Genomic DNA, 22,857 nt, shown 5'->3' on the forward strand with positions numbered 1-22,857 from the left:
GTCGTCCCTAGACCTCCACGATGACCTCAGCAGCGTCGATCGCGGCCGCCAGCCGTTTTTCCTCGCCGTAATAGCGCGCGCGGTCCCAGAACCGGGGCCGGCCGATACCGGTCGAGCGGTGCCGGCCGATGATGTTGCCGTTGGCGTCCTCGCCGATCATGTCGTAGAGAAACAGGTCCTGGGTGATGATGGTGTCGCCTTCCATTCCCATCACTTCGGTGATGTGGGTGATGCGGCGTGAGCCGTCGCGCAGCCGGGCGGCCTGGATAATGACGTCGATCGAGGCGCAGATCATTTCGCGAATGGTGCGTGAGGGCAGCGAGAAACCGCCCATCGTGATCATCGATTCGCAGCGCGACAACGCCTCGCGGGGGTTGTTGGCGTGCAACGTTCCCATCGATCCGTCGTGGCCGGTATTCATGGCCTGCAGCAGGTCGAACGCTTCCGGTCCGCGGACTTCGCCGACGATGATGCGCTCCGGGCGCATGCGCAGGCAGTTGCGCACCAGTTCGCGCATCGTGACCTGGCCTTCGCCCTCGATGTTGGGAGGGCGGGTTTCCAGGCGCACCACGTGCGGCTGCTGCAGTTGCAGTTCCGCAGCGTCCTCGCAGGTTATGACCCGCTCGTCGTGGTCGATATAGTTGGTCATGCAGTTCAGCAAGGTGGTCTTGCCGGAGCCGGTGCCGCCGGAAATCAGAACGTTGGCGCGGCAGCGCCCGATAATCTGCAGGATCTCCGCGCCTTCCGGCGTGATCGCCCCGAATTTGACAAGCTGATCGAGGGTCAGCTTGTCCTTCTTGAACTTGCGGATGGTGAGCGCGGGTCCGTCGATCGCCAGCGGCGGGACGATAGCGTTGACGCGCGAACCGTCGGCCAGGCGGGCGTCGCAGATAGGGGAGGATTCATCGACGCGGCGGCCGACCTGGCTGACGATGCGCTGGCAGATGTTCAGCAGTTGCTGGTTGTCGCGGAAACGGATACCGGTGCGCTGGATACGGCCGGCGACTTCGATGAAGACCGTGCCGGCGCCGTTGACCATGATGTCGGAGATGTCGTCGCGCGACAACAGCGGCTCGAGCGGGCCGTAGCCGAGAACGTCGTTGCAGATATCGTCGAGCAATTCCTCCTGCTCGGCGATCGACATCACGATGTTCTTGATCGCGATGATCTCGTTGACGATATCGCGGATTTCCTCGCGTGCGGATTCGCCGTCGAGCTTGGCGAGCTGCGCGAGGTCGATCGCTTCGATTAGCGCGCCGAAGATCGTCGCCTTGACCTGATAATAGTTGTCGGAGCGCCGTGCTTCGATCGAAGGCGGCGGCGCCGACCGTGCCGGCGCCAGCGGCGGCGACAAGACCGCGAGCGAAGAATCGCGCGAAGCCGCAGCGCCGGAAGCCGGCTCCAGCGCGGCGGCGGGCTTCATCGCCCTGCTATCGGTATCTGCTCCGCTACGCTTACCAAACACGACGGCACTCCACGCGATGACTTATTTCTTCCGCAGCTTGTCGAGCAGCGGCGACAGGAACGAGCCGCGCGATTTCTTGGTTTCGCCGCGGCCGGTCAGCCGCTGCGCGATCTGAAGGAACATCTCGCTGGTGCGATGACCGGCGGCGATTTCCGCGATCATCTGGCCGTTATTGGCGGCCGACCCGAACATTTGCGGGTCGAACGGAATGGTTGCGATCGGCTGGCTTTCGATCGCCTTGGCGAACTCGCTGGAATTGATTTCCGGCCGCTTCGGCACCCCCACCTGGTTGAGGCAATACAGCGGGCTGCGGTCGTTCGGTCGCGAGGATTTCAGCATGTCGAACATGTTCTTGGTGTTGCGCAGATTGGCGAGGTCGGGCGTCGCGACGATCAGGATGTCGTCGGCGCCGACCAGCGCGCGTCTGGTCCATCCCGACCATTGATGCGGAACGTCGAGCACGATGCAGGGCATGGTCGTGCGCAGGGTATCGAAGATCGAGTCGAAGGCTTCGGCGCCGAAATCGTACACCCGCTCCAGGGTCGCCGGCGCCGCCAGCAGGCTGAGATGATCGGTGCATTTCGACAGCAGGCGGTCGACGAAGGCCGTATCGACGCGGTCCGGCGAGAATACCGCGTCGGCGATGCCCTGCGGCGGATCCTGATTGTAGTCGAGCCCGGCGGTGCCGAATGCGAGGTCGAGGTCGGCGACCACGGAATCCAGCGCCAGGTCGCGCGCAATCGCCCAGGCGACGTTGTGGGCGACGGTGGATGCGCCGACGCCGCCCTTGGCGCCGACGATGGCGATGATGCGGCCGACCGCCTTGGCTTCCGGCGCCGAAAACAGGCCGCAGATCGAGCGCACCACGTCCAGGGTGTTGACCGGCGCGATGACGTAGTCGCTGACGCCACGGCGTACCAGCTCACGATACAGCGTGACGTCGTTGACGCGGCCGATGACGACGACGCGCGTTCCGGCGTCGCAGACCGTGGCGAGTTGATCGAGCCCGGCAAGAATATCGCTGCGGCCCTCGGTTTCCAGGATGATGACGTTCGGCGTGGGCGCGGTGCGGTAGGCCTCGGTCGCAGCCGCCATGCCGCCCATCTGAATCTTGAGATGGGCCTTGCCGAGGCGGCGGTCTTCGCCAGCCGATTGCACGGCCGCGGCGGTTTCCACCGTGTCGCAAAAAGCCTGCACCGACACGCGCGGCGCCGGCGCGATGTGATCGTCGGCCGCCGCCGGCGTGACCGCCGGCTGTTGTTCGGGATTTTGACGCGCGTAGCTGATCATTTGCCTGTATCGCTGAGTTTGGCCTTGTCGGTTTCCGGATAGGTCGTCGTGGTCGGCGTGCCCCTCTTGTATTTTTCGTAAGCGTTGACGCGCCGTTGCGTATAAGGCGGCGTTTCGGACCGCGGCTGCACGAGATCGGACGGATTGTCGACCATCGCCGCCATGTTGCGCTGATAGGCGCAGCCGAAATTGTAGTAGGGCTTGTTTTCCAAATAGCTGGGGTTATTGACCGAAGGCCCGAGATCCTCCGGCCACAGCCCGCAGGGGCCGGCCACCGCCGCGATCTTCGCGTAGTTCAGTCGGATCGTCGAAAGCTGGCGCGGATCGTCCGGATGATAGTTGCGCACGATGATCCCGCGCGGAGGCACGCCGGCCGCGGCAAGCATTGCGCGAACCTCGCGGAATGTATCGGCGGCGGCGCGCGCATTCGGCGTACCGGTCGGCACGTCGGCATTGATCGCGCCGGTGCCTTCGCGGAGCCAGGTTTGCGCCAGCCCCATCACATCGGTCCGCTGCGAAGCCGAAAGGCCGCCCCGCGAATTGCCGACGAAGATATCGATCGAACGGTTGGCTTCCTGGATCGCGATCGGATGACGCTGGCGATAATCGTTCGGGACGACGCTCGCGGTTGCCACCACTTCGTCGGTATGGGTGCATGCGCCCAGCGTCATCGACAGACCGATCAGCGCGCCCCCCAGGCGGAGGGTGCGATTACGGACGGCGGGTGATCTTGTGGTCATCGTTTGAGTCCTCGCCCGCCTCAGTCGGTGATAAAGCCGTAGGTGCCGCGGTAATTCCTGGCCGGTTCGACGCGGCCCGGCACCCCGTAGATGCGGTTGATGCTGCCGAGCAGATCCGCTTGCGGGTCCGACGCATCCGCAAACCCGTCATCGGGACGGGATAGATCCTTCTGCGCCACCGCCCGGACGATATAGGGCGTCACCAGCACCATCAGTTCGGTCTGGCTGTTGACGTAGTCCCGGCTCCGGAACAACGAACCGAGAACCGGCAATTGCGCGAGGCCGGGCAGCCCGTTGATCGCCTGCTTGGTCTGCTCCTGAATGAGGCCCGCCATCGCCATCGCGCCGCCCGATGGAATTTCCAGCGTCGTTTCGGCGCGGCGGGTCCTGATCGAAGGCACCGTCAGCGAGTTGCCGACCGCTTGGGTCAGGGTAATGGCGTTTTCGTTCGAGAGTTCGGAAACCTCGGTCATCACCCGCAGGCTGATGCGGCCTTCGCTCAGTACCACCGGCGTGAAGTTGAGCGAAATGCCGAACTTCTTGAAGCTGATCTGGGTGGTGCAGACATGCGTGACGGGGTCGCAGGAATACCCGGCGGGGACTGGAAATTCCCCGCCCGCGATGAAGGTCGCTGACTCGCCGGAGATCGCCGTGAGATTGGGTTCCGCCAGCGTCCGCACCACGCCGGCGCTTTCCATCGCGCGGATGGTGGCTTGCACCGACGGGACCTGAATGCCCCCGACCGTCGACGTGCCGATGGCGGAAGTCAGCGCGTTGCCGGTCAGCGTGCGGCCATAGGCCGTAAACGGATTGGCGTTGCTGAAATTCACGACCGCGGTGCCGTAGTTCAGGTTGGCGGTGAGATCGATGCCCAATTGCTTAATGATGGTGCGCGCCACCTCCGCGACGGTGACTTTCAGCATCACCTGGTCGCGGCCCCGTATCGCGATGCTGTTGACGACCTTTTCGATGCCGCCGACCAGCCGCGCGGCGAGGTCGCCGGCCTGCTGCACCTCGACCGGACTGGATACCGAGCCGGACAGCACGACGCCGTCGTTCACGCCTTCGATCTGGATATCCGCGTTGGGCAGGATCTGCCGCATCGCGGCGCGGATGCCGTTGAGGTCACGCTTGACCGCGATGTCGTAGGCGGCGATCTGCTGGCCCGCGGCGTCGAAGAAGACGATGTTGGTCTGGCCGACCGTGGCGCCGATGATGTAGGCGCGCTGCGCCGTTCGCACCACCGCATTGGCGATTTTCGGATCGGCGACCAGGACGTCCTTGATGTCGCGCGGCAGGTCGATCACGATCGATTTGCCGACGCCGAGCGCAAGAAAGCGGGCATTCATCTGCCCCTCGGCGGCAACCGGCGCGGCGGTTCGGTAATCGGCGGCCGCCGCCGGGGTGAGGACGGGATTGATCGTAAACGCCGTGATCGCCGAGAACGACAGGGCGCGGGCCATCACCGCCCGCATCGATCGCTGATTTCCCCTGCGCTTCATATCATGCGTCCTTGTCACTTCGGTGTCGTTGTCTGGCTCGGAACGCCGTAGCGAACGACATTGACGTTGTCGCCGCGCTTGACGGCCTCGACGTTCTTCTCCGGCGCGTTGAGATCGGCGATGCTGCGCAGTGCGAGCGACAGCGTGCCGCTCTGGCGGGCGCGCGCCAGCGTTTCCGATTGTTCCGGCTTCAGTTCGAGCGTGACGGTCTTGCCGATCACGCTGTTCTGGCCGTCCTTTTCCTTCGGCGCCTGATCGATGGCGAGGACGCGAATATTGGTGAGGATGATTTCCGAGGTGACGATATCCGGCGCCCCCCTTTGGTCCGGATTCTTGTCGCGCTTCGAGAGAATGACGTCGACCCGGTCGTTCGGGAGGATAAAACCGCCGGCGCCGGTTTCCGGCGAAATTTCGGTGGAGATGGCGCGCATGCCGGCCGGCAGCATCGCGGCCATGAAGCCGGAGCCATTGGCCTTGACCAGCTTCGGCTCGCGGATCGGCTCGCCGGTGAGGAAGGGCGCGCGGGCGATCGAGCCCATCACGTCCTTGATCCCCTCGGGACGCTCGGTGCGGCGGATGAAATTGCTGCTAGCGGTCGTGGCCGGCCAAGTCTGCCATTGTACATCCTCGGCGGTGACGGACTGGCCGAGGCCGATGTCGTTCTTCGCGACCAGCACGTCCACGGTCTGCAGTTGAATGGTCGGCTGTGCCGGTGCCTGGGGATCGGAGCCGGCTGCAAGATATGCGGCAACGCCGCCGGCACCGACAGCGATGGTCAGGACGACAATGCGTGCGGTATTCATACGCTTTCAACTTTCCACATTACGCTGCGACGCTTCCGCCGCCGTGATGGGAGTTGACCAGCTATTCGTCAAAGCATGGTTAATGAGGCGTATCTAAATCGCGTTAACGAGAAGTTTCGCGCGAACGATCAATGGACCGCGAAGCGCGTGAGGTCGACCGCCTTGATCCAGTCGGTTTCGGGATAGATCATCAGCGCGCCGATGGCGAGCGCGATACCATAGGGGATGCCGCTTTCCTTGGCATGCAGCTTGAGCAGCCAGGCCTGCCCGCCGAGCGAACAGGGCAGCGGCCATTGACGGAACTGCAGCAGCAGCAGGGTGAGCGCGCCGCCGAACAGCGAAGCATAGACCAGATAGTCAAGCAGGTGGCCAAAGCCGAACCAGAGCGCGGCCCCGGCTGCAACCTTGGCGTCGCCGCCGCCGATCCAGCCCAGCGCAAAACAGGCGAACGCCACCGTGAGAACGGCGGCGCCGGCGCCGGCATGGGAGAGAATGTCGTGCAGTCCCATGCCGCTCAACACGGCAAGGCCGAGGAAGCCGCCGAGCAGGGCGAGCGACACCCGGTTGGAGATTGTCATGGTGAAAAGATCGCTTGCGGCGGCGAACGCCATCAGGGCCGGAAACAGCAAAAGGCGCGCGACGTCGAGGATCATGGGGCGTTGGCCGTGCAGGCACGAGTTCGGAAAGGTGCCTTCCAGAGTCTAGCCGGCAGATGTGAACAATCGGGAAACGCGCGCGCGTCACCAGATCGCGGCGATCCGGACGGCCAGCATGAGTACCGCCAGGCCCAGCGCCGTGCAGACGATCCGGGCGGCTGCGCTGCCCCGATCGTCTTGCGGCAGGCTGCGCGCGCGCGCGGCAGCGCGGGTCGGAATTTTGCTCATATCGGCAGCAACAAAGCCAGCCAACAAAAAAGGCCCCGGGATCGCCGAAGCCCTTGATGCTGTAAGGAGCCGCTTACTTCAGCGACGTGTTGATCGCCGTAAACTTGGTGTTCAGGTTGGTGCCGAGGCCGTTCACGATCGCGATGATTGCGAGTGAAATGCCGGCTGCGATCAGTCCGTATTCGATGGCGGTGGCGCCGGACTCATCCTTTACGAAACGCGCAATAAGGTTCTTCATAGGTAACTCCATGTGTACACGTGGCTTCGAACTTAAGGTTGGTCTCGCCGGCGTTCTCAGCACCGTGACCATGGTGCCACCCTAGAATCGGAGAATTGCAGCGCAGTTAATTCGATTGTGTAAAACCGGCTCAAACCGGCTCTTCTTAAGCACAGTAAATTTAGTTTTAAGGAGTCGCGTAAAACGCGACGCGGCCTGCCTTTATTATAAAGCGGGGTTCACCGGCCAGGTTCACCGGTCCTTAAGCGCGAGCGGGTAACTCTGGGGCCCTGATCAGGTGAGGCCGCGAATGTCCAGTTTACCCCTCGAAATAGTCGAGATGTTCGGCCAGACGATTGCCAAGGTGGTGCCGATCACCGGCGTGCTGGCGCTGGTGTTTTCCCTGCTGTCCTATTTCTGGGCCTGCAATCCGGGAGCGCCGTGGTGGCGCAAGCGCGAGATCGTGACCGACGTCTGTTACTGGTTCTTCGTACCCTTGATCACGCGCGTGGTGCGGATCGGGCTGCTGGTGGTCGGCGCCGCCGCGGTTTTCAAGATCCATGACGCCGACGAGCTGATCGCGTTTTACGACAATGGACACGGCCCCTTGTCCGAGCTGCCGCTGTGGATCCAGGCCGCGATTTTCCTGATCCTGTCCGACTTCATGCTCTATTGGCTGCACCGGATGTATCACGGGGGGGAATTCTGGAAGTATCACGCCATCCATCATTCGTCCGAGGATCTGGACTGGATTTCGGCGGCGCGGTTTCACCCCGTAAACCTTTTTCTGGGAACGGTGGCGGTGGACGTCATCCTGTTGATGGCCGGTATCTCGCCGAACATCATGCTGTGGGTCGGGCCGTTCACGACCTTCCATTCGGCGTTCGTTCACGCCAACCTGAACTGGACGCTCGGTCCGTTCAAATATGTGCTGGCGACCCCGGTGTTCCACCGCTGGCACCACACCTCGCTGGACGAAGGCGGCAACACCAATTTTGCCGGGACGTTTCCGGTCTGGGATCTGCTGTTCGGAACGTTCCGGATGCCGGAAGGCGCGCTTCCCGACAATTACGGCGTGCACGATCAGGCCATTCCGTCCGAAATCGGCGGCCAACTGGCCTATCCGTTCCGGCAATAGGCCAGAAGGCGGCGGGCCTTTCTCCGGCCCGTTTGCAGTTCATTCATCAATTAACGTCAGATTTGCCATGTCGGGCGCCGGCTCCGCTGCGTATCGCTTTTGCCGGCTTGTTCATGCCCCGGGGTACAGTATGTCGGTCCGTTCCTTGCGCATCGCCTTGCGCGCGTATTTCCTGTTCCGGTCGTTGGCGATCGGAATCCTGCTGGTTCCGGCAAGCGCTTTTGCCGCCGGTTCCGGTACCCCCATCCCGGTCCATATCGATCAGGCCAAGCTCGTCAGGCTGCCCGAGCGCGCCGCAACCATCATCGTCGGAAACCCGCTGATCGCGGACATCACCCTGCAGCCCGGCGGCATCATCATCGTGACCGGCAAGAGCTACGGCGCGACCAATTTCGTCGCGATGGACCGCAACGGCGAGGTGTTGGTCGACCGCATCATCATGGTCGAAAGCGCGGCCGACCCGATCGTCACCGTCTACCGCGGAGTCGAGCGCGAGTCATACAGCTGCATGCCGATCTGCCAGCCGCGCATCACGCTGGGCGACAGCGAGAAATTCCTCAAAGGCGTGCTCGACCAGGCCGGCGCGCTGAGCGGTCAGGCCGCGGGCGCGGCCGCGTCCAAGCCGCAGTGACGATTATTCGGCCCGGCGGGGCCCGCCTCGATTCGTGCTCAGGACGCCTTGCCGAAAAAGGTTAATGCGCGGTCAACAGAGCGGTGCATTCCGCCGCGATTCCACGAAACACTTCGACAATCAGTTTCGGGTAATAATTGTTTGTTTCCCGCCGAGGATGGATCGATGTCATCGCCCGCGCCTTCAGCCGTCGTCAGAAGAACGTTGCGCCGCTTCCGCCGCAACCGGCGCGGATCGGCCGCCGTCGAGTTCGCGCTGGTGGCGCCGGTATTTTTCGCGCTGCTGTTCGCGATCATCGAAACCGCCATTGTATTTTTCGCAGGCCAGGTTCTCGAGACGGTGACGCAGGATTCCGCGCGGATGATCATGACCGGCCAGGCGCAAAGCGCCGGCTACAGCCAGGGCCAATTCAAGACCTATGTATGCGGCAAGATCACCGTGCTGTTCGATTGCGTCAACGGACTCTCGATCGACGTGCAGAGCTATCCGGGCTTTAGCGGCGTCTCGATCAGCGACCCGATCGATTCCGGCAAGAATTTCGTGCCGCCCAACAATTACAACGCGGGCGGTCCCGGCGATATCGTGGTTGTACGGCTGTTCTATCAATGGCCGTTGTTCGTGACCGGCCTCGGCTACAACATCTCGAATTTATCCGGCAGCAAGCGATTGCTGACCGCGACGGCCGCGTTCCGTAACGAGCCTTACTAGAGGCGAACGACAGCACCATGCCGATATCACAGCTATGGTCTTGCCTGCGGCGTTCCGCCGCCGCTCTGCCGAACGACTGCCGCGGCGTGGCGGCGACCGAGTTCGTCATGATCGTCCCGTTGATGCTGACGATGTTTTTCGGGGTCGTCGAATTTTCATCCGGCGTGGCCGTCGACCGCAAGGTGACGCTGGTGGCGCGGACGCTTTCCGACCTCACGTCGCAATCGACGACGGTGACCGATGCCGATCTCAGCAACTTCTTTGCGGCAAGCGCGGGGATACTGACGCCGTATTCGGCGACGCCGACCCAATCGACGATCACCGAACTGTACGTCGATCCCTCGACGCTTAAAGCCAGGGTGCAGTGGAGCAAGGCATCGACCATCAACTCGTCGGGCTCCGTCGTGCTGGGATCGTCGAGCCATCTGCCAAGCGACATCATAGCGATTCCCGCAGCCCTCGCGGTGGGCGGGACTTATCTGATCTGGAGCGAGGTCAGCTACAAATACGTGCCGGCGGTCGGCTATGTGATGGCTAAGGCCGGCATCACCTTAAGCGACCTGACCTATACCCGTCCGCGCCAATCCAACTGCGTCATGTACAAGACGACGGTTTGCACCACGCTGTGAATTCAACGCCGCCGCTGCGGTCGACCGCCGCCGCTGCACCCAAATAAAAAGGCCGCGCAGCGAGCGCGGCCTTCATTTTTCTCCGGCAAAATCCCGCAAGCGCGCGCTTGGACGAGACCTGTCTAGCCGGCGGCGCGCAGATTGTCGGCCGAAGACTTGCCGGAACGGCGATCTGCGACGATCTCGTAAGAGATCTTCTGGCCTTCACGTAGCGTTCCAAGTCCGGCCCGCTCGACGGCGCTGATGTGCACGAACACGTCGTTGCCGCCGTCATCCGGCTGAATGAAACCAAAGCCCTTGGTCGCGTTAAACCACTTCACGGTTCCCATGCTCACGGGGGTAGTCCCTTCTCAAGATAGATATAGTCGAAGCCCACTTGCGATGGGCTGGTGAGATCGAATTTTTGGAAGGGTCGTCAGCGTCTAAACCGGCTGTACCGGTGGATAGCTAATGTCGTCCGGCCGAAAATCGATGGCTCATATTATGCGAAGCCGACCCCCAAAACAATCCTGACGGGCGCGATTTTTGATAGTGCCCGTTGGGGTTGGGGAGCCGGCGCTGATATGATTTTGTCACGCGGCTTCGCATTGTTGGAAAATTCGCCTACCTGCGGCGGAATTGACCGCGCGGCGGTGCACCGCGCGGGGCGCCGCCGCCCGGCCGCTCGTCCTTGTGACGGAAGATCAGACGGCCCTTCTCCAGATCGTAAGGCGACATTTCGATCGTCACCCGGTCGCCCGCGAGTGTCTTGATGCGGTTCTTTTTCATCTTGCCTGCGGTATAGGCGACGATTTCATGTCCGGCATCGAGCTGCACGCGGTAGCGCGCATCGGGAAGGATTTCGGTGACCAGTCCTTCGAACTGGATCAGCTCTTCTTTAGCCATGGTGTTCTCCAGATCGATCGCCGATTAGCGTGGCCGGTGGGTGCGGTTGGGTTGGGTATTCGGACGGCTTTCGCGATGCAAAAAGGCGACGCCCTGCATCCCTTCGGCCTTGGCAGTCAGGGTCTTGGCACTCTGGGTCTTGGCGGGTTGAGTCCTTGCGGGTTGCGCAGTGCCGCCGTGGGCCTTGCCGCCATGCGGACGCGGCGGCTCGTGGCGGCTGGCTTGCGGTGCGGCGCCGTGTCCCCCCGGACGGCGGCGGCGAGGCCCGTTGGCGCCGGGCGCCGCTTCACTGGTTCGGCCACCGCGGCCGTGCGGCGCGGATCGGGCGCCGCGATGCTGCGATGGCGCCGGCGCCGTCTCGCGATGACCCGGCGTGCGCCGGTCTTCCTTCGGCAGCGTAATGCGGATCAGTTTCTCGATGTCGCGCAAGTAGGCGTTCTCCTCTCCGGCGACCAGCGAGATGGCGACGCCGTCCGCGCCGGCGCGCGCGGTGCGGCCGATGCGGTGGACATAAGTCTCCGGAACATTCGGAAGGTCGAAATTCACCACATGGCTGATGCCCTCGACATCGATGCCGCGGGCGGCAATGTCGGTGGCCACCAGCGTGCGGATTTCGCCGGTGCGGAATGCGGCGAGCACGCGCTCGCGGTGGTTCTGTGACTTGTTGCCGTGAATGGCGTCGGAGGTGATGCCAGCGCGTTCGAGACCCTTCACCACCTTGTCGGCGCCATGCTTGGTGCGGGTAAAGATCAGCGCGCGGTTGACCTGCTCCTGCTTCAGGATCTGCGCCAGCAATGCGGGCTTGGCCGAATGGTCGACCTGAATGATGCGCTGGGTGATGCGCTCGACCGTGGACGCCACCGGCGTCACCGCCACGCGCGCCGGATCGCGCAGCATCTGTTCGGCGAGTTCGGCGATATCCTTTGGCATCGTCGCCGAGAAGAACAGCGTCTGCCGCTTGACCGGGAGCTTCGATACGATCTTCCGGATGTCGTTGATGAAGCCCATGTCGAGCATGCGATCGGCTTCATCGAGCACGAGAAACTCGACCTGACCCAGTTTAAGACCGTTGCTCTGCACGAGATCGAGCAGGCGGCCGGGCGTGGCGACCATCACCTCGACGCCCTGCATGACGGAACGGACCTGGCGTCCCATCGGCACGCCGCCGATCGCCAGCGCCGACGTCAGCCGCATGTGGCGGCCATAGGCGTTAAAGCTTTCGAGGATCTGCCCAGACAGCTCGCGCGTCGGGCTCAGCACCAGCACGCGGCAGGCTTTCGGCTGCGGCCTGATGCGGTTCTCGAGGATGCGGTGCAGGAGGGGGAGGGCAAAGGCCGCGGTCTTGCCGGTGCCGGTCTGGGCGATACCGACGACGTCACGGCCGGTAAGGGCTAACGGGATGGTTTGGACTTGGATAGGGGTGGGCGTGAGGTAGTTCTCTTCCTTGAGCGCACGCGAAATTGGATCGGCGAGGCCGAAGTCCTGAAAGGAGGTCAAAAGTCTGGTTCTTTCCATATGTGAAAGCAGGCGCCCGGCGGGTTCAGCCAGGAGCGCGCGCGAGTGTCTGAGACACCCGCGTGTTTGGGGCGTCGGTTTTGGTTAGCTGAAGGGGCAAGCCAGAAACCGTTGGACGGGCTCAGAACACGCGGCTCGCAATGACCTGATGATTCTCAAGGTCGTAGCGCTGATATGGAACACGAACGCGGCGCTTTCAAGGTGAATTATGAAAAGCTGGGGTAGTTGCTGCGATCTGGTTTCTGAGCCTGCCAAAAGTTTAGACAAATTGTTTCTATTGACCTGTAAATAGGCACCTGACGATGCGGCAATCATTTTTATAGTCTAAAATTTAGGCACCCGCCAGCCAAAATGCCGGTCCCGTTCTGGATTCTTGAGAGAATCCATGCGCTTACTCCCTTCGTGGACCGTGGCACGCTTCTTGCGATTCCGTTAACGCAGGCGGCCGTGGGGCCGTTTCGCAGCGTCTTTACGTCTGCGTCAGGGAGATGACAGCACATGATCAACAATTTGACTTATGCCATAGCGAAACCGATGAGCCGGCGCCGTTGGCTGGCGGCAACTGCCGGCCTGGTTTTGGGCTTGGCCACGTTCGCAACCGCAAAAGCGGCTGACGATACCATCAAGGTCGGCGTCCTGCACTCGCTCTCGGGCACCATGGCCATCAGCGAAACCACGCTGAAGGACACGGTGCTGTTCCTGATCGACGAGCAGAACAAGAAGGGCGGTGTTCTCGGCAAGAAGCTTGAGGCGGTCGTGGTCGACCCGGCGTCGAACTGGCCGCTGTTTGCGGAAAAGGCGCGTGAACTGATCACCAAGGACAAGGTTTCGGTGGTGTTCGGCTGCTGGACGTCGGTGTCGCGCAAATCCGTGCTGCCCGTGTTCAAGGAATTGAACTCGATCCTGTTCTATCCCGTGCAGTATGAGGGCGAAGAGAGCGAGCGCAACGTGTTCTACACCGGTGCGGCGCCCAACCAGCAAGCGATCCCCGCGGTCGACTATCTCGCCAAGGAAGAAAAGGTGAAGCGCTGGGTGCTGGCGGGTACCGACTACGTCTATCCGCGCACCACCAACAAGATCCTCGAGGCCTACCTGAAGTCGAAGGGCGTCGCGCAGGAAGACATCATGATCAACTACACCCCGTTCGGTCATTCCGACTGGCAGACGATCGTGGCTGACATCAAGAAGTTCGGCTCGGCCGGCAAAAAGACCGCGGTGGTTTCCACCATCAACGGCGACGCCAACGTTCCGTTCTACAAGGAGCTCGGCAACCAGGGCATCAAGGCGACCGACATCCCGGTGGTCGCATTCTCGGTGGGTGAGGAAGAACTCGCCGGCATCGACACCAAGCCGCTGCTCGGCCATCTCGCCGCCTGGAACTACTTCCAGTCGATCAAGACGCCGGAGAACGACAAGTTCATCAAGGCCTGGCAGGCCTACACCAAGAACCCGAAGCGCGTCACCAACGATCCGATGGAAGCGCATGTGATCGGCTTCGAGATGTGGGTCAAGGCGGTAGAGAAGGCCAAGTCGGTCGACGCCGACAAGGTGATCGACGCGCTGCCCGGCATCGAGGCCAAGAACCTGACCGGCGGCACCTCGAAGATGCTTCCGAACCATCACATCACCAAGCCGGTGTTCATCGGCGAAATCAAGGCCGACGGCCAGTTCGATGTGGTGTGGAAGACCCCTGGCCTGGTGGCCGGCGATGCATGGTCGAAGGAGCTCGACGGCTCCAAGGACCTGATCGGCGACTGGGTCGGCAAGAAGTGCGGCAACTACAACACCAAGACCGAGAAGTGCGGCGGCCAGGGTTCCTGATCTGAAGCGTCATTGCGAGCCAAGCGAAGCAATCCAGAGCAGCAAAGCAAGACTGGATCCTTCGTCGCTTCGCTTCTCGCACTGACGGCCTGCAACATCTAAAGGCGGCGATGTTCGCCGCCTTCTCTCTACCTCTGCCGGGGTCGCATCAGTGCTCACCAGATTCTCTGAACGCTTCCGCGCGTTCGCATTCGCCATCCTGCTGATTGCCGTCTCGGCCGTCCCGGCGCTGGCGGGTCCGTTCGAGGATGCGGTCGCGCTCTTCGCCAACGACTCATTTTCCGACACCGCCGAAGCGACCGGCGCGGTGGCCACGTCCGGCAATCCGCTGGCCTATCCCATCATCAGCGCGCTGCAGGACGGCCGCTTGATAGCTGATCCGGCAAGCAAAAAGGTTTTCGTCAAGCAATCCGACGGCAAGATCATCGAGGCCGCCACCGGCGCCACCGTCGCCGGTGTGCCGGACGGCGCAGGCGCCGTGCGTCTCAACAACAGGCTGCGCCGCGTCGTCGAGGCGGCGCTGGGGGGATTGACGCTGCTGTCGCCGGAGCCGGCCAAGCGGGTCCAGGCCGCGCAATCGGTGTTCAAGACCCACGACGAGACGATGCTGCCGATCATCGATGGCGCGCTGGCAAAGGAAACCAGCAAGGCCGCGAAGCTGGCCTTTACCGAGGCGCGCGCGGCGATCCTGCTGTTCAAGCCCGATGCGACGGAGGCCGAAAAGCTGGAGTCCATCGCAGTCATCAAAACGCGGGGCGATCAGGAGGCGCTGGCGCTGCTGACCGGGCTGTCCGGCGACCAGCCCCTGACGGTCGCGCGCGCCGCGGCCGCCGCGACGTCGGCGATCCAGAACAATCTTGCGCTGTGGTCCACCGTGCAAAACGCCTGGTACGGAATTTCGCTCGGTTCGGTTCTGCTGCTGGCGGCGATCGGCCTTGCCATCACCTTCGGCGTGATGGGCGTGATCAACATGGCCCATGGCGAGATGGTGATGATCGGGGCCTACGTCACGTTCGTGGTGCAGGAAACCATCCGAACCCGCTATCCCGGGCTGTTCGACGTTTCGCTGCTGATGGCGGTGCCACTGGCTTTCATCGTGGCGGGCTCGATAGGCATCCTGATCGAACGCAGCATCATCCGATTCCTCTATGGCCGTCCGCTGGAAACCCTGCTGGCCACCTGGGGCCTGTCGCTGGTTCTCCAGCAGGCGGTGCGTACCATGTTCGGACCCACCAATCGCGAGGTCGGCAATCCTTCCTGGATGAGCGGCGCGTTCGAGATCGGGCAGATCACCATCACCTATAACCGGCTCTGGATTCTGTGCTTTACGTTGGCGGTGTTCGCAATCCTGCTGGCCATGCTGCGCTACACCAGCCTCGGGCTCGAGATGCGCGCGGTGACGCAAAACCGGCGGATGGCGGCGTCGATGGGAATTGCGACCTCGCGCGTCGATGCGTTGACCTTCGGCCTCGGCTCCGGCATCGCGGGCATTGCCGGGGTAGCGCTGTCGCAGATCGACAATGTCAGTCCCAACCTCGGCCAGAGCTACATCATCGACAGCTTCATGGTGGTGGTGTTCGGCGGCGTGGGTAATCTGTGGGGCACGCTGGTGGGCGCATTCACGCTGGGCATCGCCAACAAGTTCCTCGAGCCGGTCGCCGGCGCCGTGCTCGGCAAGATCGCCATTCTCGTTCTTATCATCCTGTTCATCCAGAAACGCCCGCGCGGCCTGTTCGCGCTCAAGGGGCGCTCGGTGGAAGCATGACGATGGTCGGATCATACTCCCCGTCGTCCCCGCGCAGGCGGGGACCCATAACCACCGATGAGCTTGGTCTGGCACGTTCGTGCCGCATGCGGCGATACTTTCCGCGCCACAGGGGACGGGGGTTATGGGTCCCAGCCTGCGCGGGGACGACGGCGGAGAATGTGGCGCCCGCGCGCCATGACCCGGAAGTGCGCCCATGACCCCGCACATCCTCACGCGCTCGCTGGACCGCAGCGCCACCGTCTTCATCCTGATCGTCGCCGCGGCCGGCGTGCTGTTGCCGCTATCCAACCTGCTGTTGCCTGTAGGCTCGATGTTTCAGGTCCCGACCTATCTGGTGGCGCTGTTCGGCAAATATGTCTGCTACGCCATCCTGGCGCTGTCGATCGACCTGATCTGGGGCTATTGCGGCATTCTCTCGCTCGGCCACGGCGCCTTCTTCGCGCTCGGCGGCTATGCGATGGGCATGTATCTGATGCGCCAGATCGGCAGCCGCGGCGTCTATGGCAATCCCCTGCTGCCGGACTTCATGGTGTTCCTGAACTATCCGAAGCTGCCGTGGTACTGGCACGGTTTTGATATGTTCTGGTTCGCGGCGCTGATGGTGATTGTGGTGCCGGGAGTGCTGGCCTTCTGCTTCGGCTGGCTGGCGTTTCGCTCCCGGGTCACGGGCGTCTATCTGTCGATCATTACGCAGGCAATGACCTATGCGCTGCTGCTGGGATTCTTCCGCAACGATTTCGGCTTCGGCGGCAATAACGGTCTGACCGACTTCAAGGACATTCTCGGCTTCAACGTGCAGGCCGACGGCACCCGCGACGCGCTGTTCGCGCTGAGTTGCATGGCGCTGATCGTCGGATTCCTGATCTGCCGCGCTGTGGTGACCTCCAAACTCGGCAAGGTGCTGATCGCGGTGCGCGACGCCGAATCGCGCACCCGGTTTCTCGGCTACCGCGTCGAATCCTACAAGCTGTTCGTATTTACGCTGTCGGCCTGCATGGCCGGCGTCGCCGGCGCGCTCTACGTACCGCAGGTCGGCATCATCAATCCCGGCGAGTTCGCGCCCGGAAATTCCATCGAGGCGGTAATCTGGGTCGCGGTCGGCGGCCGCGGCACGCTGACCGGCGCGGCATTGGGCGCCGTGGTCGTCAACTACGCCAAGACGGTATTCACGTCGGGTCCGCTGGCGCCGTACTGGCTGTTCATGCTGGGAGCGCTGTTCATCCTGGTCACGCTGCTGTTGCCGAAGGGCATTATCGGCACTTTCAACGCCTGGTGGGAGCCCTACAAGGTGCAGCGCATTTCCGCAGCCGCCGAGAGCGCGACGCTCGAAGACGGCATCGGCGAACCGAACCCGGCGGAGTGAGCGCATGAACGTCATGGACACCCGTGCCACTTCCGCGATGCTGTATCTCGACGGCGTGCACGTCTCGTTCGATGGTTTTCACGCCATCAACAATCTGTCGCTGACGCTCGCTCCCGGCGAGATGCGCGCCATCATCGGTCCCAACGGCGCCGGCAAGACCACGATGATGGACATCATCACCGGCAAGACCAAGCCCGACGAAGGCGACGTGCTGTTCGACGGCACCACCGATCTCACCCGGCTCGATGAGACGCGGATCGCCGAACTCGGCATCGGGCGGAAATTCCAGAAGCCGACGGTGTTCGAAAGCCAGACCATCGAGGACAATCTGCTGCTGGCGCTCAACGTCGACCATCGGGTGCGGGGTACGCTGTTCTGGCGCGAAACCAAAGCCGAATCCGAGCGCATCGAGCGCGTGCTGGAAACCATTCGCCTGACCGATGCCCGTCATCGGCTGGCTGGAAGCCTTTCCCACGGCCAGAAACAATGGCTCGAGATCGGCATGTTGCTGGCGCAGGATCCGAAATTGCTGCTGGTCGACGAGCCCGTCGCCGGCATGACCGACGTCGAAACCCATCAGACCGCCGAACTGCTCAAGGAAATCAACAAGGACAAGACCATCATGGTGGTCGAGCACGACATGACCTTCGTGCGCGAGCTTGGCGTCAAGGTGACGTGCCTGCACGAAGGCACGGTGCTGGCGGAGGGATCCATCGACGAAGTATCGTCGAACGATCGGGTGATCGAAGTATATCTGGGAAGGTAGGGCGAGTGCCGAATCGCGAATTTTTGTCCAACCATTCGCTGCTCGCCATTGACTGCCCGCCCTCACGAGGACGTGCGACATGCTCAATGTAGACAACATCAGCCTCTATTACGGCGCGGCGCAGGCGCTGCGCGGCGTCTCGATTGCCGCCGAGCGCGGCAAGGTGACCTGCGTGCTCGGCCGCAACGGCGTCGGCAAGACCAGCCTGCTGCGCGCCATGGTCGGCCAATATCCCATCGCCTCGGGCTTGATCACCTTCGACGGCACCGATATTTCGCATCTGCGGCCCTATGAGCGGGCGCGGCGCGGCATCGGCTTCGTGCCGCAGGGCCGGGAGATTTTTCCGCTGCTGACGGTCGAGGAAAATCTCAAGACCGGATTCGGCCCGCTGAAGCGCCACGACCGCAATATTCCCGACGACGTGTTCTCGCTATTTCCGGTGCTGCAATCGATGCTCGGCCGTCGCGGCGGCGACCTCTCCGGCGGCCAGCAACAGCAGCTCGCCATCGGCCGTGCGCTGGTGATGCGGCCAAAACTGCTGCTGCTCGATGAGCCGACCGAGGGCATCCAGCCGTCGATCATCAAGGACATCGGCCGGGCGATCTCCTACCTGCGCAGCCTCGGCACCATGGCGATCGTGCTGGTCGAACAATATCTCGACTTTGCCTGCGAGCTTGGCGACAACTTCGCGGTAATGGACCGCGGCGTCGTTAAATATGCCTGCGACCGCTCCACGCTCGATCCCGGCGAGATCAGCCGCCAGATGGCGCTGTAGCAATACACCGCCGTCGTTCCGGAAGCCGCGCAGCGGCTGTCCGGAATCCATTATAATAGTGCAGCGGTCGTGGATTCCGGATTCGCGCTTCGCGCTCGGAATGATGAACGGAAGGACCAAGATGACAACGGCCACGGAGGTTTTTGCGGCCAACCGTGCGGTCGGCGCGGTGGCGTTCGATGTGGCGTCGGCCGATGGCGTCACGCGCCGGAGGCGGCTGCACGAATCCGGTTCGTTGCGGGTGCGGTTTCCGTCGCCGGAAGCCGAGGGGCTTTCGGCGGTATTCGTCAACACCGCCGGCGGTATTGCGGGCGGCGATCGTTTTGAGTTCGACATCTCGGTCGGCGACGGCGCGCGCCTTACGGTGACGACGGCCGCGGCGGAGAAAATCTATCGCTCCCACGGACCCGCGGCGCAGCTCGCTATCGCGCTTCGCGCAGCGGCGGATTCCCATCTGGTCTGGCTGCCGCAGGAAACCATCCTGTTTGACCAGGCGCGGGTATCGCGCAAGATCGACATCGATCTGGCACGAAGCGCGTCGCTGCTATTGTGCGAAATCGTGGTGTTCGGCCGCGCCGCGATGGGCGAGAAGATGCTGGCCGGGAGCTTTATCGATCGCTGGCGCGTAAGGCGCGGCGGCCGGCTGGTGTTCGCGGAAACCGTGCGGCTCGACGGCGACATCGGTGAGAAGCTTGGCCGACCCGCCATCGCAAAAGGCGGGGTCGCCATCGGAACCGCGCTGATCCTGCCCGGCGATGAGGCGGTGGTGAGGCGAATTCGCGAGGCCTCGGAATCGTTCGGCGGCGAGGTTGGCGTGTCCTGCTGGAACGGCTTTGCAATGGCACGTTTCTGTGCCCAAGATGCGGCAAAACTCCGCGCCGACATGGTGGCGGTGCTCGGCCGTGCCGGCGGTCCGGCGCTGCCGCGGCTGTGGCTTAATTAGGTCCGGCGACGACAGAGTGGTTACATGAATCTCTCCCCCCGCGAAAAGGACAAGCTTCTGATCTCGATGGCGGCGATGGTGGCGCGGCGGCGGCTGGAGCGCGGCGTCAAGCTCAACCACCCCGAAGCGATCGCGATCATTTCGGATTTCATCGTCGAAGGTGCGCGGGACGGCCGCACTGTCGCCGAACTGATGAAAACAGGCGCCGAGGTCCTCACCCGCGCGCAGTGCATGGACGGCATCGCCGAGATGATTCACGATATCCAGGTGGAAGCGACATTTCCGGACGGCACCAAGCTGGTGACGGTGCACGAGCCGATCCGGTGACATTGACTGGACATTCAAGTTCGTCATGCCCGGGCTCGTGCCGGGCATCCGCGTCTTTCTTTCGGACGCAAGGCAAGACGTGGATGGCCGGGACAAGCCTGGCCATGGTGCCGAAACTGGCGAGGCATGCATGATTCCCGGTGAACTCTTCATCAAGGACGGCGAGATCGAACTCAATGCCGGTCGCAAGACCGTGACCTTGACCGTGGCCAATACCGGCGATCGTCCGATCCAGGTCGGCTCGCACTATCATTTCTCCGAAACCAATCCGGCGCTGAGGTTTGACCGCAGGAAAGCGCGCGGCATGCGGCTCGACATCGCCGCCGGCACCGCTGTGCGGTTCGAGCCGGGGCAGACGCGCGATGTGCAACTGGTGGCGCTGGCCGGCAAAAGGGCGGTCTATGGCTTCCGCGGCGACGTGATGGGAAAGCTCTGATGGCCGTGAAAATCAAACGCTCCGTCTATGCCGACATGTTCGGACCCACCACCGGCGACCGGGTGCGGCTGGCCGATACCGACCTGATCATCGAGGTGGAAAAGGATTTCACGACCTATGGCGAGGAAGTGAAATTCGGCGGCGGCAAGGTTATCCGCGACGGCATGGGGCAAAGCCAGGTGACCAACAAGCAGGGCGCCGCCGACACCGTGATCACCAATGCGCTGATCCTGGATACCTGGGGTATCGTCAAGGCCGACGTCGCCATCAAGGATGGTCTTATCAGCGCCATCGGCAAGGCCGGCAATCCCGACATCCAGCCCGGAGTAACGATCATCATCGGCCCCGGCACGGACGTGATCGCCGGCGAGGGCAAGATCCTCACCGCCGGCGGGTTCGACAGCCACATTCATTTCATCTGCCCGCAGCAGATCGAGCACGCGCTGATGAGCGGCGTCACCTCGATGCTCGGCGGCGGCACCGGCCCGTCGCACGGCACCTTCGCGACCACCTGCACGCCCGGCCCGTGGCACATGGGACGCATGATCCAGTCATTCGATGCGTTTCCGGTCAATCTCGGCATTTCCGGCAAGGGCAATGCATCGCGCCCGGCCGCGCTTGAGGAAATGATCAAGGCCGGCGCCTGCGCGCTGAAATTGCACGAAGACTGGGGCACCACGCCGGCGGCGATCGACAACTGCCTGTCGGTCGCCGACGATTACGACGTGCAGGTCATGATCCATTCCGACACGCTGAACGAATCCGGCTTTGTCGAGGACACCGTCAAGGCCTTCAAGGGCCGCACCATCCACGCCTTCCATACCGAAGGCGCCGGCGGCGGCCATGCCCCCGACATCATCAAGATCGCCGGATTGAAGAACGTGCTGCCGTCGTCGACCAACCCGACCCGGCCGTTCACGCGAAACACCATCGACGAGCATCTCGACATGCTGATGGTGTGCCACCATCTCGATCCGTCGATCGCCGAAGATCTGGCGTTTGCGGAAAGCCGCATCCGCAAGGAAACGATTGCTGCGGAAGACATCCTGCACGATCTCGGCGCGCTGTCGATGATGTCGTCGGACTCGCAGGCCATGGGCCGGCTGGGCGAGGTCATCATCCGCACCTGGCAGACCGCCGACAAGATGAAGAAGCAGCGCGGGCAGCTTGCCCAGGACAAGGGCGGTGCTAACGATAATTTCCGCGTCAAGCGCTACATCGCGAAATACACCATCAACCCCGCGATCGCCCATGGCGTCTCGAAGCTGATCGGTTCGGTGGAAAAGGGCAAGCTTGCCGACCTCGTGCTGTGGTCGCCCGCCTTCTTCGGCGTCAAGCCGGATTGCATCATCAAGGGCGGCTCCATCGTGGCGGCGCCAATGGGCGACCCGAACGCGTCGATCCCGACGCCGCAGCCGGTGCATTACCGGCCGATGTTCGCGGCCTTCGGCAAATCGCTGACCGCGTCCTCCGTAGTGTTTACCTCAAAGGCGGCTGTTACCTCGGGGCTGGCGAAAAAACTCGGCATCGAGAAGACGCTGTATGCGGTACAGAACACTCGCGGCAAAATCTCCAAGAAGAGCATGATCCACAACGATGCAACGCCCGACATCGAGGTCGATCCCGAAACCTACGAAGTCCGCGCCGACGGCGAATTGCTGACCTGCGCGCCCGCCGAGGTGCTGCCGATGGCGCAGCGGTATTTCATGTTTTGAGTGTGCGCTTCCGGGCGCCGCGCAGCGGGCCGCTCTTCGCGGCCTGTGCGCCGCAGCGCCGGGGCCCAGCTTGCCTGCTGTAGAAGAAACCGGCGTCTCCCGGTTCTGCGAAGCCATGAAGGATGCCGCATCGCGCCAGCGCATGAAACTAAACGCTTCAATATAGTTCGATCAGACATTAAGGTCGGTCCGCCAGATCAAAGCATAACAGGACCACCGGGAGGATTTTGTGATCTACGTCGTCGCCACGCTCACCATCAAGCCGGAAACACGCGCGGAGCTGATTGCCGCCGCCAAGACCGTCATCGGAATTACCCGCAAGGAGAAGGGATGCATCCTGTACGACCTGCACGAAAGCACCACGGATCCGGCGCGCTTCGTGTTCGTCGAACAGTGGGAGACGATGGAAGACCTGATGGCCCACGGCGGCAATGAACATATGAAGCCGTGGCGCAAGGTGGTGAAGGAATGCATGAGCGCGCCGACCAGGATCGAAATCATCACGCCGGAAAAGGTCGACGTGCGATGACGGATAC

25 protein-coding genes are annotated in these 22,857 nt (G+C 62.7%); 14 read left to right on the forward strand and 11 right to left on the reverse strand.

What is annotated here, in order from left to right; translation table 11 throughout:
• Window positions 1–7: 7 nt before the first annotated feature.
• The 8 genes from ACFE72_RS08855 to ACFE72_RS08890 all read right to left on the reverse strand — a co-directional run bounded on the left by ACFE72_RS08855 (window position 8) and on the right by ACFE72_RS08890 (window position 6,922).
• Window positions 8–1,465, reverse strand: a complete 1,458-nt coding sequence (locus ACFE72_RS08855) for a CpaF family protein (protein ID WP_375412712.1) — start codon at window positions 1,463–1,465, stop codon at window positions 8–10.
• 21 nt (window positions 1,466–1,486) lie between these two features.
• Window positions 1,487–2,755, reverse strand: coding sequence for a CpaE family protein (locus ACFE72_RS08860; RefSeq protein WP_375412713.1), 1,269 nt, complete (start codon window positions 2,753–2,755; stop codon window positions 1,487–1,489).
• A complete protein-coding gene (locus tag ACFE72_RS08865; protein WP_375412714.1) occupies window positions 2,752–3,495 on the reverse strand; it encodes a CpaD family pilus assembly protein in 744 nt (247 codons plus the stop codon). The genes ACFE72_RS08860 and ACFE72_RS08865 overlap by 4 nt, the downstream gene beginning before the upstream one ends.
• A 20-nt stretch (window positions 3,496–3,515) precedes the next feature.
• Window positions 3,516–4,997: a type II and III secretion system protein family protein gene (locus ACFE72_RS08870; protein WP_375412715.1), complete on the reverse strand. Its 1,482-nt coding sequence runs from the start codon at window positions 4,995–4,997 to the stop codon at window positions 3,516–3,518.
• 14 nt (window positions 4,998–5,011) lie between these two features.
• On the reverse strand, window positions 5,012–5,800 hold the full coding sequence (gene cpaB / locus ACFE72_RS08875) for a Flp pilus assembly protein CpaB (protein WP_375412716.1): 789 nt from the start codon (window positions 5,798–5,800) through the stop codon (window positions 5,012–5,014).
• A gap of 128 nt (window positions 5,801–5,928) precedes the next feature.
• The gene (locus ACFE72_RS08880) at window positions 5,929–6,453 is read right to left on the reverse strand and encodes a prepilin peptidase (protein WP_375412717.1); all 525 of its coding nucleotides are present in this window, start codon (window positions 6,451–6,453) and stop codon (window positions 5,929–5,931) included.
• 87 nt (window positions 6,454–6,540) lie between these two features.
• A complete protein-coding gene (locus ACFE72_RS08885) occupies window positions 6,541–6,684 on the reverse strand; it encodes a hypothetical protein (RefSeq protein ID WP_375412718.1) in 144 nt (47 codons plus the stop codon).
• A 73-nt stretch (window positions 6,685–6,757) separates the two neighbouring features.
• Entirely contained in the window at window positions 6,758–6,922 is a 165-nt protein-coding gene (locus tag ACFE72_RS08890) for a Flp family type IVb pilin (RefSeq protein ID WP_375412719.1), read from the reverse strand.
• Between the two features lie 289 nt (window positions 6,923–7,211).
• Between ACFE72_RS08890 and ACFE72_RS08895 the strand changes: the two genes are divergently transcribed.
• The 4 genes from ACFE72_RS08895 (at window position 7,212) to ACFE72_RS08910 (ending at window position 10,007) form a co-directional block, all read left to right on the forward strand.
• Window positions 7,212–8,039, forward strand: coding sequence for a sterol desaturase family protein (locus ACFE72_RS08895; protein ID WP_375412720.1), 828 nt, complete (start codon window positions 7,212–7,214; stop codon window positions 8,037–8,039).
• Window positions 8,040–8,169: 130 nt separating this feature from the next.
• A complete protein-coding gene (locus tag ACFE72_RS08900) occupies window positions 8,170–8,670 on the forward strand; it encodes a pilus assembly protein N-terminal domain-containing protein (RefSeq protein WP_375412721.1) in 501 nt (166 codons plus the stop codon).
• A 165-nt stretch (window positions 8,671–8,835) separates the two neighbouring features.
• Window positions 8,836–9,378, forward strand: a complete 543-nt coding sequence (locus tag ACFE72_RS08905; protein WP_375412722.1) for a TadE/TadG family type IV pilus assembly protein — start codon at window positions 8,836–8,838, stop codon at window positions 9,376–9,378.
• Window positions 9,379–9,395: 17 nt separating this feature from the next.
• Window positions 9,396–10,007, forward strand: a complete 612-nt coding sequence (locus tag ACFE72_RS08910) for a TadE/TadG family type IV pilus assembly protein (protein ID WP_375412723.1) — start codon at window positions 9,396–9,398, stop codon at window positions 10,005–10,007.
• 122 nt (window positions 10,008–10,129) lie between these two features.
• Here the strand turns inward: ACFE72_RS08910 and ACFE72_RS08915 are convergent, their stop codons facing one another.
• The 3 genes from ACFE72_RS08915 to ACFE72_RS08925 form a co-directional block, all read right to left on the reverse strand.
• Window positions 10,130–10,342, reverse strand: coding sequence for a cold-shock protein (locus ACFE72_RS08915; protein ID WP_011474122.1), 213 nt, complete (start codon window positions 10,340–10,342; stop codon window positions 10,130–10,132).
• Window positions 10,343–10,610: 268 nt separating this feature from the next.
• Window positions 10,611–10,892 (reverse strand): translation initiation factor IF-1, encoded by a 282-nt coding sequence (gene infA / locus ACFE72_RS08920; RefSeq protein ID WP_143575210.1) that lies wholly within the window; start codon window positions 10,890–10,892, stop codon window positions 10,611–10,613.
• A gap of 24 nt (window positions 10,893–10,916) precedes the next feature.
• Window positions 10,917–12,407, reverse strand: a complete 1,491-nt coding sequence (locus ACFE72_RS08925) for a DEAD/DEAH box helicase (RefSeq protein ID WP_375412724.1) — start codon at window positions 12,405–12,407, stop codon at window positions 10,917–10,919.
• A 498-nt stretch (window positions 12,408–12,905) separates the two neighbouring features.
• Here ACFE72_RS08925 and urtA point away from each other — a divergent pair, with 498 nt between their 5' ends.
• The 10 genes from urtA (at window position 12,906) to ACFE72_RS08975 (ending at window position 22,850) form a co-directional block, all read left to right on the forward strand.
• The gene (urtA, locus tag ACFE72_RS08930; protein ID WP_375412725.1) at window positions 12,906–14,228 is read left to right on the forward strand and encodes an urea ABC transporter substrate-binding protein; all 1,323 of its coding nucleotides are present in this window, start codon (window positions 12,906–12,908) and stop codon (window positions 14,226–14,228) included.
• Window positions 14,229–14,379: 151 nt separating this feature from the next.
• Window positions 14,380–15,993, forward strand: a complete 1,614-nt coding sequence (gene urtB, locus ACFE72_RS08935) for an urea ABC transporter permease subunit UrtB (RefSeq protein WP_375412726.1) — start codon at window positions 14,380–14,382, stop codon at window positions 15,991–15,993.
• 196 nt (window positions 15,994–16,189) lie between these two features.
• Window positions 16,190–17,359 carry an urea ABC transporter permease subunit UrtC gene (gene urtC / locus ACFE72_RS08940; RefSeq protein ID WP_375412727.1) on the forward strand — a complete coding sequence of 390 codons (1,170 nt, stop codon included), beginning with the start codon at window positions 16,190–16,192 and terminating at the stop codon, window positions 17,357–17,359.
• 4 nt (window positions 17,360–17,363) lie between these two features.
• Window positions 17,364–18,125 (forward strand): urea ABC transporter ATP-binding protein UrtD, encoded by a 762-nt coding sequence (gene urtD / locus ACFE72_RS08945; RefSeq protein WP_375412728.1) that lies wholly within the window; start codon window positions 17,364–17,366, stop codon window positions 18,123–18,125.
• Window positions 18,126–18,204: 79 nt separating this feature from the next.
• Window positions 18,205–18,900, forward strand: coding sequence for an urea ABC transporter ATP-binding subunit UrtE (gene urtE, locus ACFE72_RS08950; RefSeq protein ID WP_375412729.1), 696 nt, complete (start codon window positions 18,205–18,207; stop codon window positions 18,898–18,900).
• A gap of 121 nt (window positions 18,901–19,021) precedes the next feature.
• Complete coding sequence (locus ACFE72_RS08955; protein WP_375412730.1) at window positions 19,022–19,843, forward strand: urease accessory protein UreD; 822 nt, start codon at window positions 19,022–19,024, stop codon at window positions 19,841–19,843.
• Between the two features lie 24 nt (window positions 19,844–19,867).
• The gene (locus ACFE72_RS08960; protein ID WP_375412731.1) at window positions 19,868–20,170 is read left to right on the forward strand and encodes an urease subunit gamma; all 303 of its coding nucleotides are present in this window, start codon (window positions 19,868–19,870) and stop codon (window positions 20,168–20,170) included.
• Between the two features lie 130 nt (window positions 20,171–20,300).
• Window positions 20,301–20,606, forward strand: a complete 306-nt coding sequence (locus ACFE72_RS08965; protein ID WP_375412732.1) for an urease subunit beta — start codon at window positions 20,301–20,303, stop codon at window positions 20,604–20,606.
• Window positions 20,606–22,321: an urease subunit alpha gene (gene ureC / locus ACFE72_RS08970; RefSeq protein WP_375412733.1), complete on the forward strand. Its 1,716-nt coding sequence runs from the start codon at window positions 20,606–20,608 to the stop codon at window positions 22,319–22,321. Before ACFE72_RS08965 ends, ureC begins: the two co-directional genes overlap by 1 nt.
• A gap of 229 nt (window positions 22,322–22,550) precedes the next feature.
• Window positions 22,551–22,850, forward strand: a complete 300-nt coding sequence (locus ACFE72_RS08975) for a putative quinol monooxygenase (protein WP_375412734.1) — start codon at window positions 22,551–22,553, stop codon at window positions 22,848–22,850.
• Window positions 22,851–22,857: the final 7 nt, after the last annotated feature.

This window comes from uncultured Bradyrhizobium sp., assembly GCF_964252615.1.
In the GTDB taxonomy this organism is placed as follows: domain Bacteria; phylum Pseudomonadota; class Alphaproteobacteria; order Rhizobiales; family Xanthobacteraceae; genus Bradyrhizobium.

What these genes read in the sequence shown, in the direction of transcription:
- ACFE72_RS08860 (WP_375412713.1), bottom strand. Translation starts at nt 2,755, where the DNA reads ATGATCAGCTACGCGCGTCAAAATCCCGAACAACAGCCGGCGGTCACG.
- ACFE72_RS08865 (WP_375412714.1), bottom strand. Translation starts at nt 3,495, where the DNA reads ATGACCACAAGATCACCCGCCGTCCGTAATCGCACCCTCCGCCTGGGG.
- ACFE72_RS08870 (WP_375412715.1), bottom strand. Translation starts at nt 4,997, where the DNA reads ATGAAGCGCAGGGGAAATCAGCGATCGATGCGGGCGGTGATGGCCCGC.
- cpaB (WP_375412716.1), bottom strand. Translation starts at nt 5,800, where the DNA reads ATGAATACCGCACGCATTGTCGTCCTGACCATCGCTGTCGGTGCCGGC.
- ACFE72_RS08880 (WP_375412717.1), bottom strand. Translation starts at nt 6,453, where the DNA reads ATGATCCTCGACGTCGCGCGCCTTTTGCTGTTTCCGGCCCTGATGGCG.
- ACFE72_RS08885 (WP_375412718.1), bottom strand. Translation starts at nt 6,684, where the DNA reads ATGAGCAAAATTCCGACCCGCGCTGCCGCGCGCGCGCGCAGCCTGCCG.
- ACFE72_RS08890 (WP_375412719.1), bottom strand. Translation starts at nt 6,922, where the DNA reads ATGAAGAACCTTATTGCGCGTTTCGTAAAGGATGAGTCCGGCGCCACC.
- ACFE72_RS08895 (WP_375412720.1), top strand. Translation starts at nt 7,212, where the DNA reads ATGTCCAGTTTACCCCTCGAAATAGTCGAGATGTTCGGCCAGACGATT.
- ACFE72_RS08900 (WP_375412721.1), top strand. Translation starts at nt 8,170, where the DNA reads ATGTCGGTCCGTTCCTTGCGCATCGCCTTGCGCGCGTATTTCCTGTTC.
- ACFE72_RS08905 (WP_375412722.1), top strand. Translation starts at nt 8,836, where the DNA reads ATGTCATCGCCCGCGCCTTCAGCCGTCGTCAGAAGAACGTTGCGCCGC.
- ACFE72_RS08910 (WP_375412723.1), top strand. Translation starts at nt 9,396, where the DNA reads ATGCCGATATCACAGCTATGGTCTTGCCTGCGGCGTTCCGCCGCCGCT.
- infA (WP_143575210.1), bottom strand. Translation starts at nt 10,892, where the DNA reads ATGGCTAAAGAAGAGCTGATCCAGTTCGAAGGACTGGTCACCGAAATC.
- ACFE72_RS08925 (WP_375412724.1), bottom strand. Translation starts at nt 12,407, where the DNA reads ATGGAAAGAACCAGACTTTTGACCTCCTTTCAGGACTTCGGCCTCGCC.
- urtA (WP_375412725.1), top strand. Translation starts at nt 12,906, where the DNA reads ATGATCAACAATTTGACTTATGCCATAGCGAAACCGATGAGCCGGCGC.
- urtC (WP_375412727.1), top strand. Translation starts at nt 16,190, where the DNA reads ATGACCCCGCACATCCTCACGCGCTCGCTGGACCGCAGCGCCACCGTC.
- urtD (WP_375412728.1), top strand. Translation starts at nt 17,364, where the DNA reads ATGAACGTCATGGACACCCGTGCCACTTCCGCGATGCTGTATCTCGAC.
- urtE (WP_375412729.1), top strand. Translation starts at nt 18,205, where the DNA reads ATGCTCAATGTAGACAACATCAGCCTCTATTACGGCGCGGCGCAGGCG.
- ACFE72_RS08955 (WP_375412730.1), top strand. Translation starts at nt 19,022, where the DNA reads ATGACAACGGCCACGGAGGTTTTTGCGGCCAACCGTGCGGTCGGCGCG.
- ACFE72_RS08960 (WP_375412731.1), top strand. Translation starts at nt 19,868, where the DNA reads ATGAATCTCTCCCCCCGCGAAAAGGACAAGCTTCTGATCTCGATGGCG.
- ACFE72_RS08965 (WP_375412732.1), top strand. Translation starts at nt 20,301, where the DNA reads ATGATTCCCGGTGAACTCTTCATCAAGGACGGCGAGATCGAACTCAAT.
- ureC (WP_375412733.1), top strand. Translation starts at nt 20,606, where the DNA reads ATGGCCGTGAAAATCAAACGCTCCGTCTATGCCGACATGTTCGGACCC.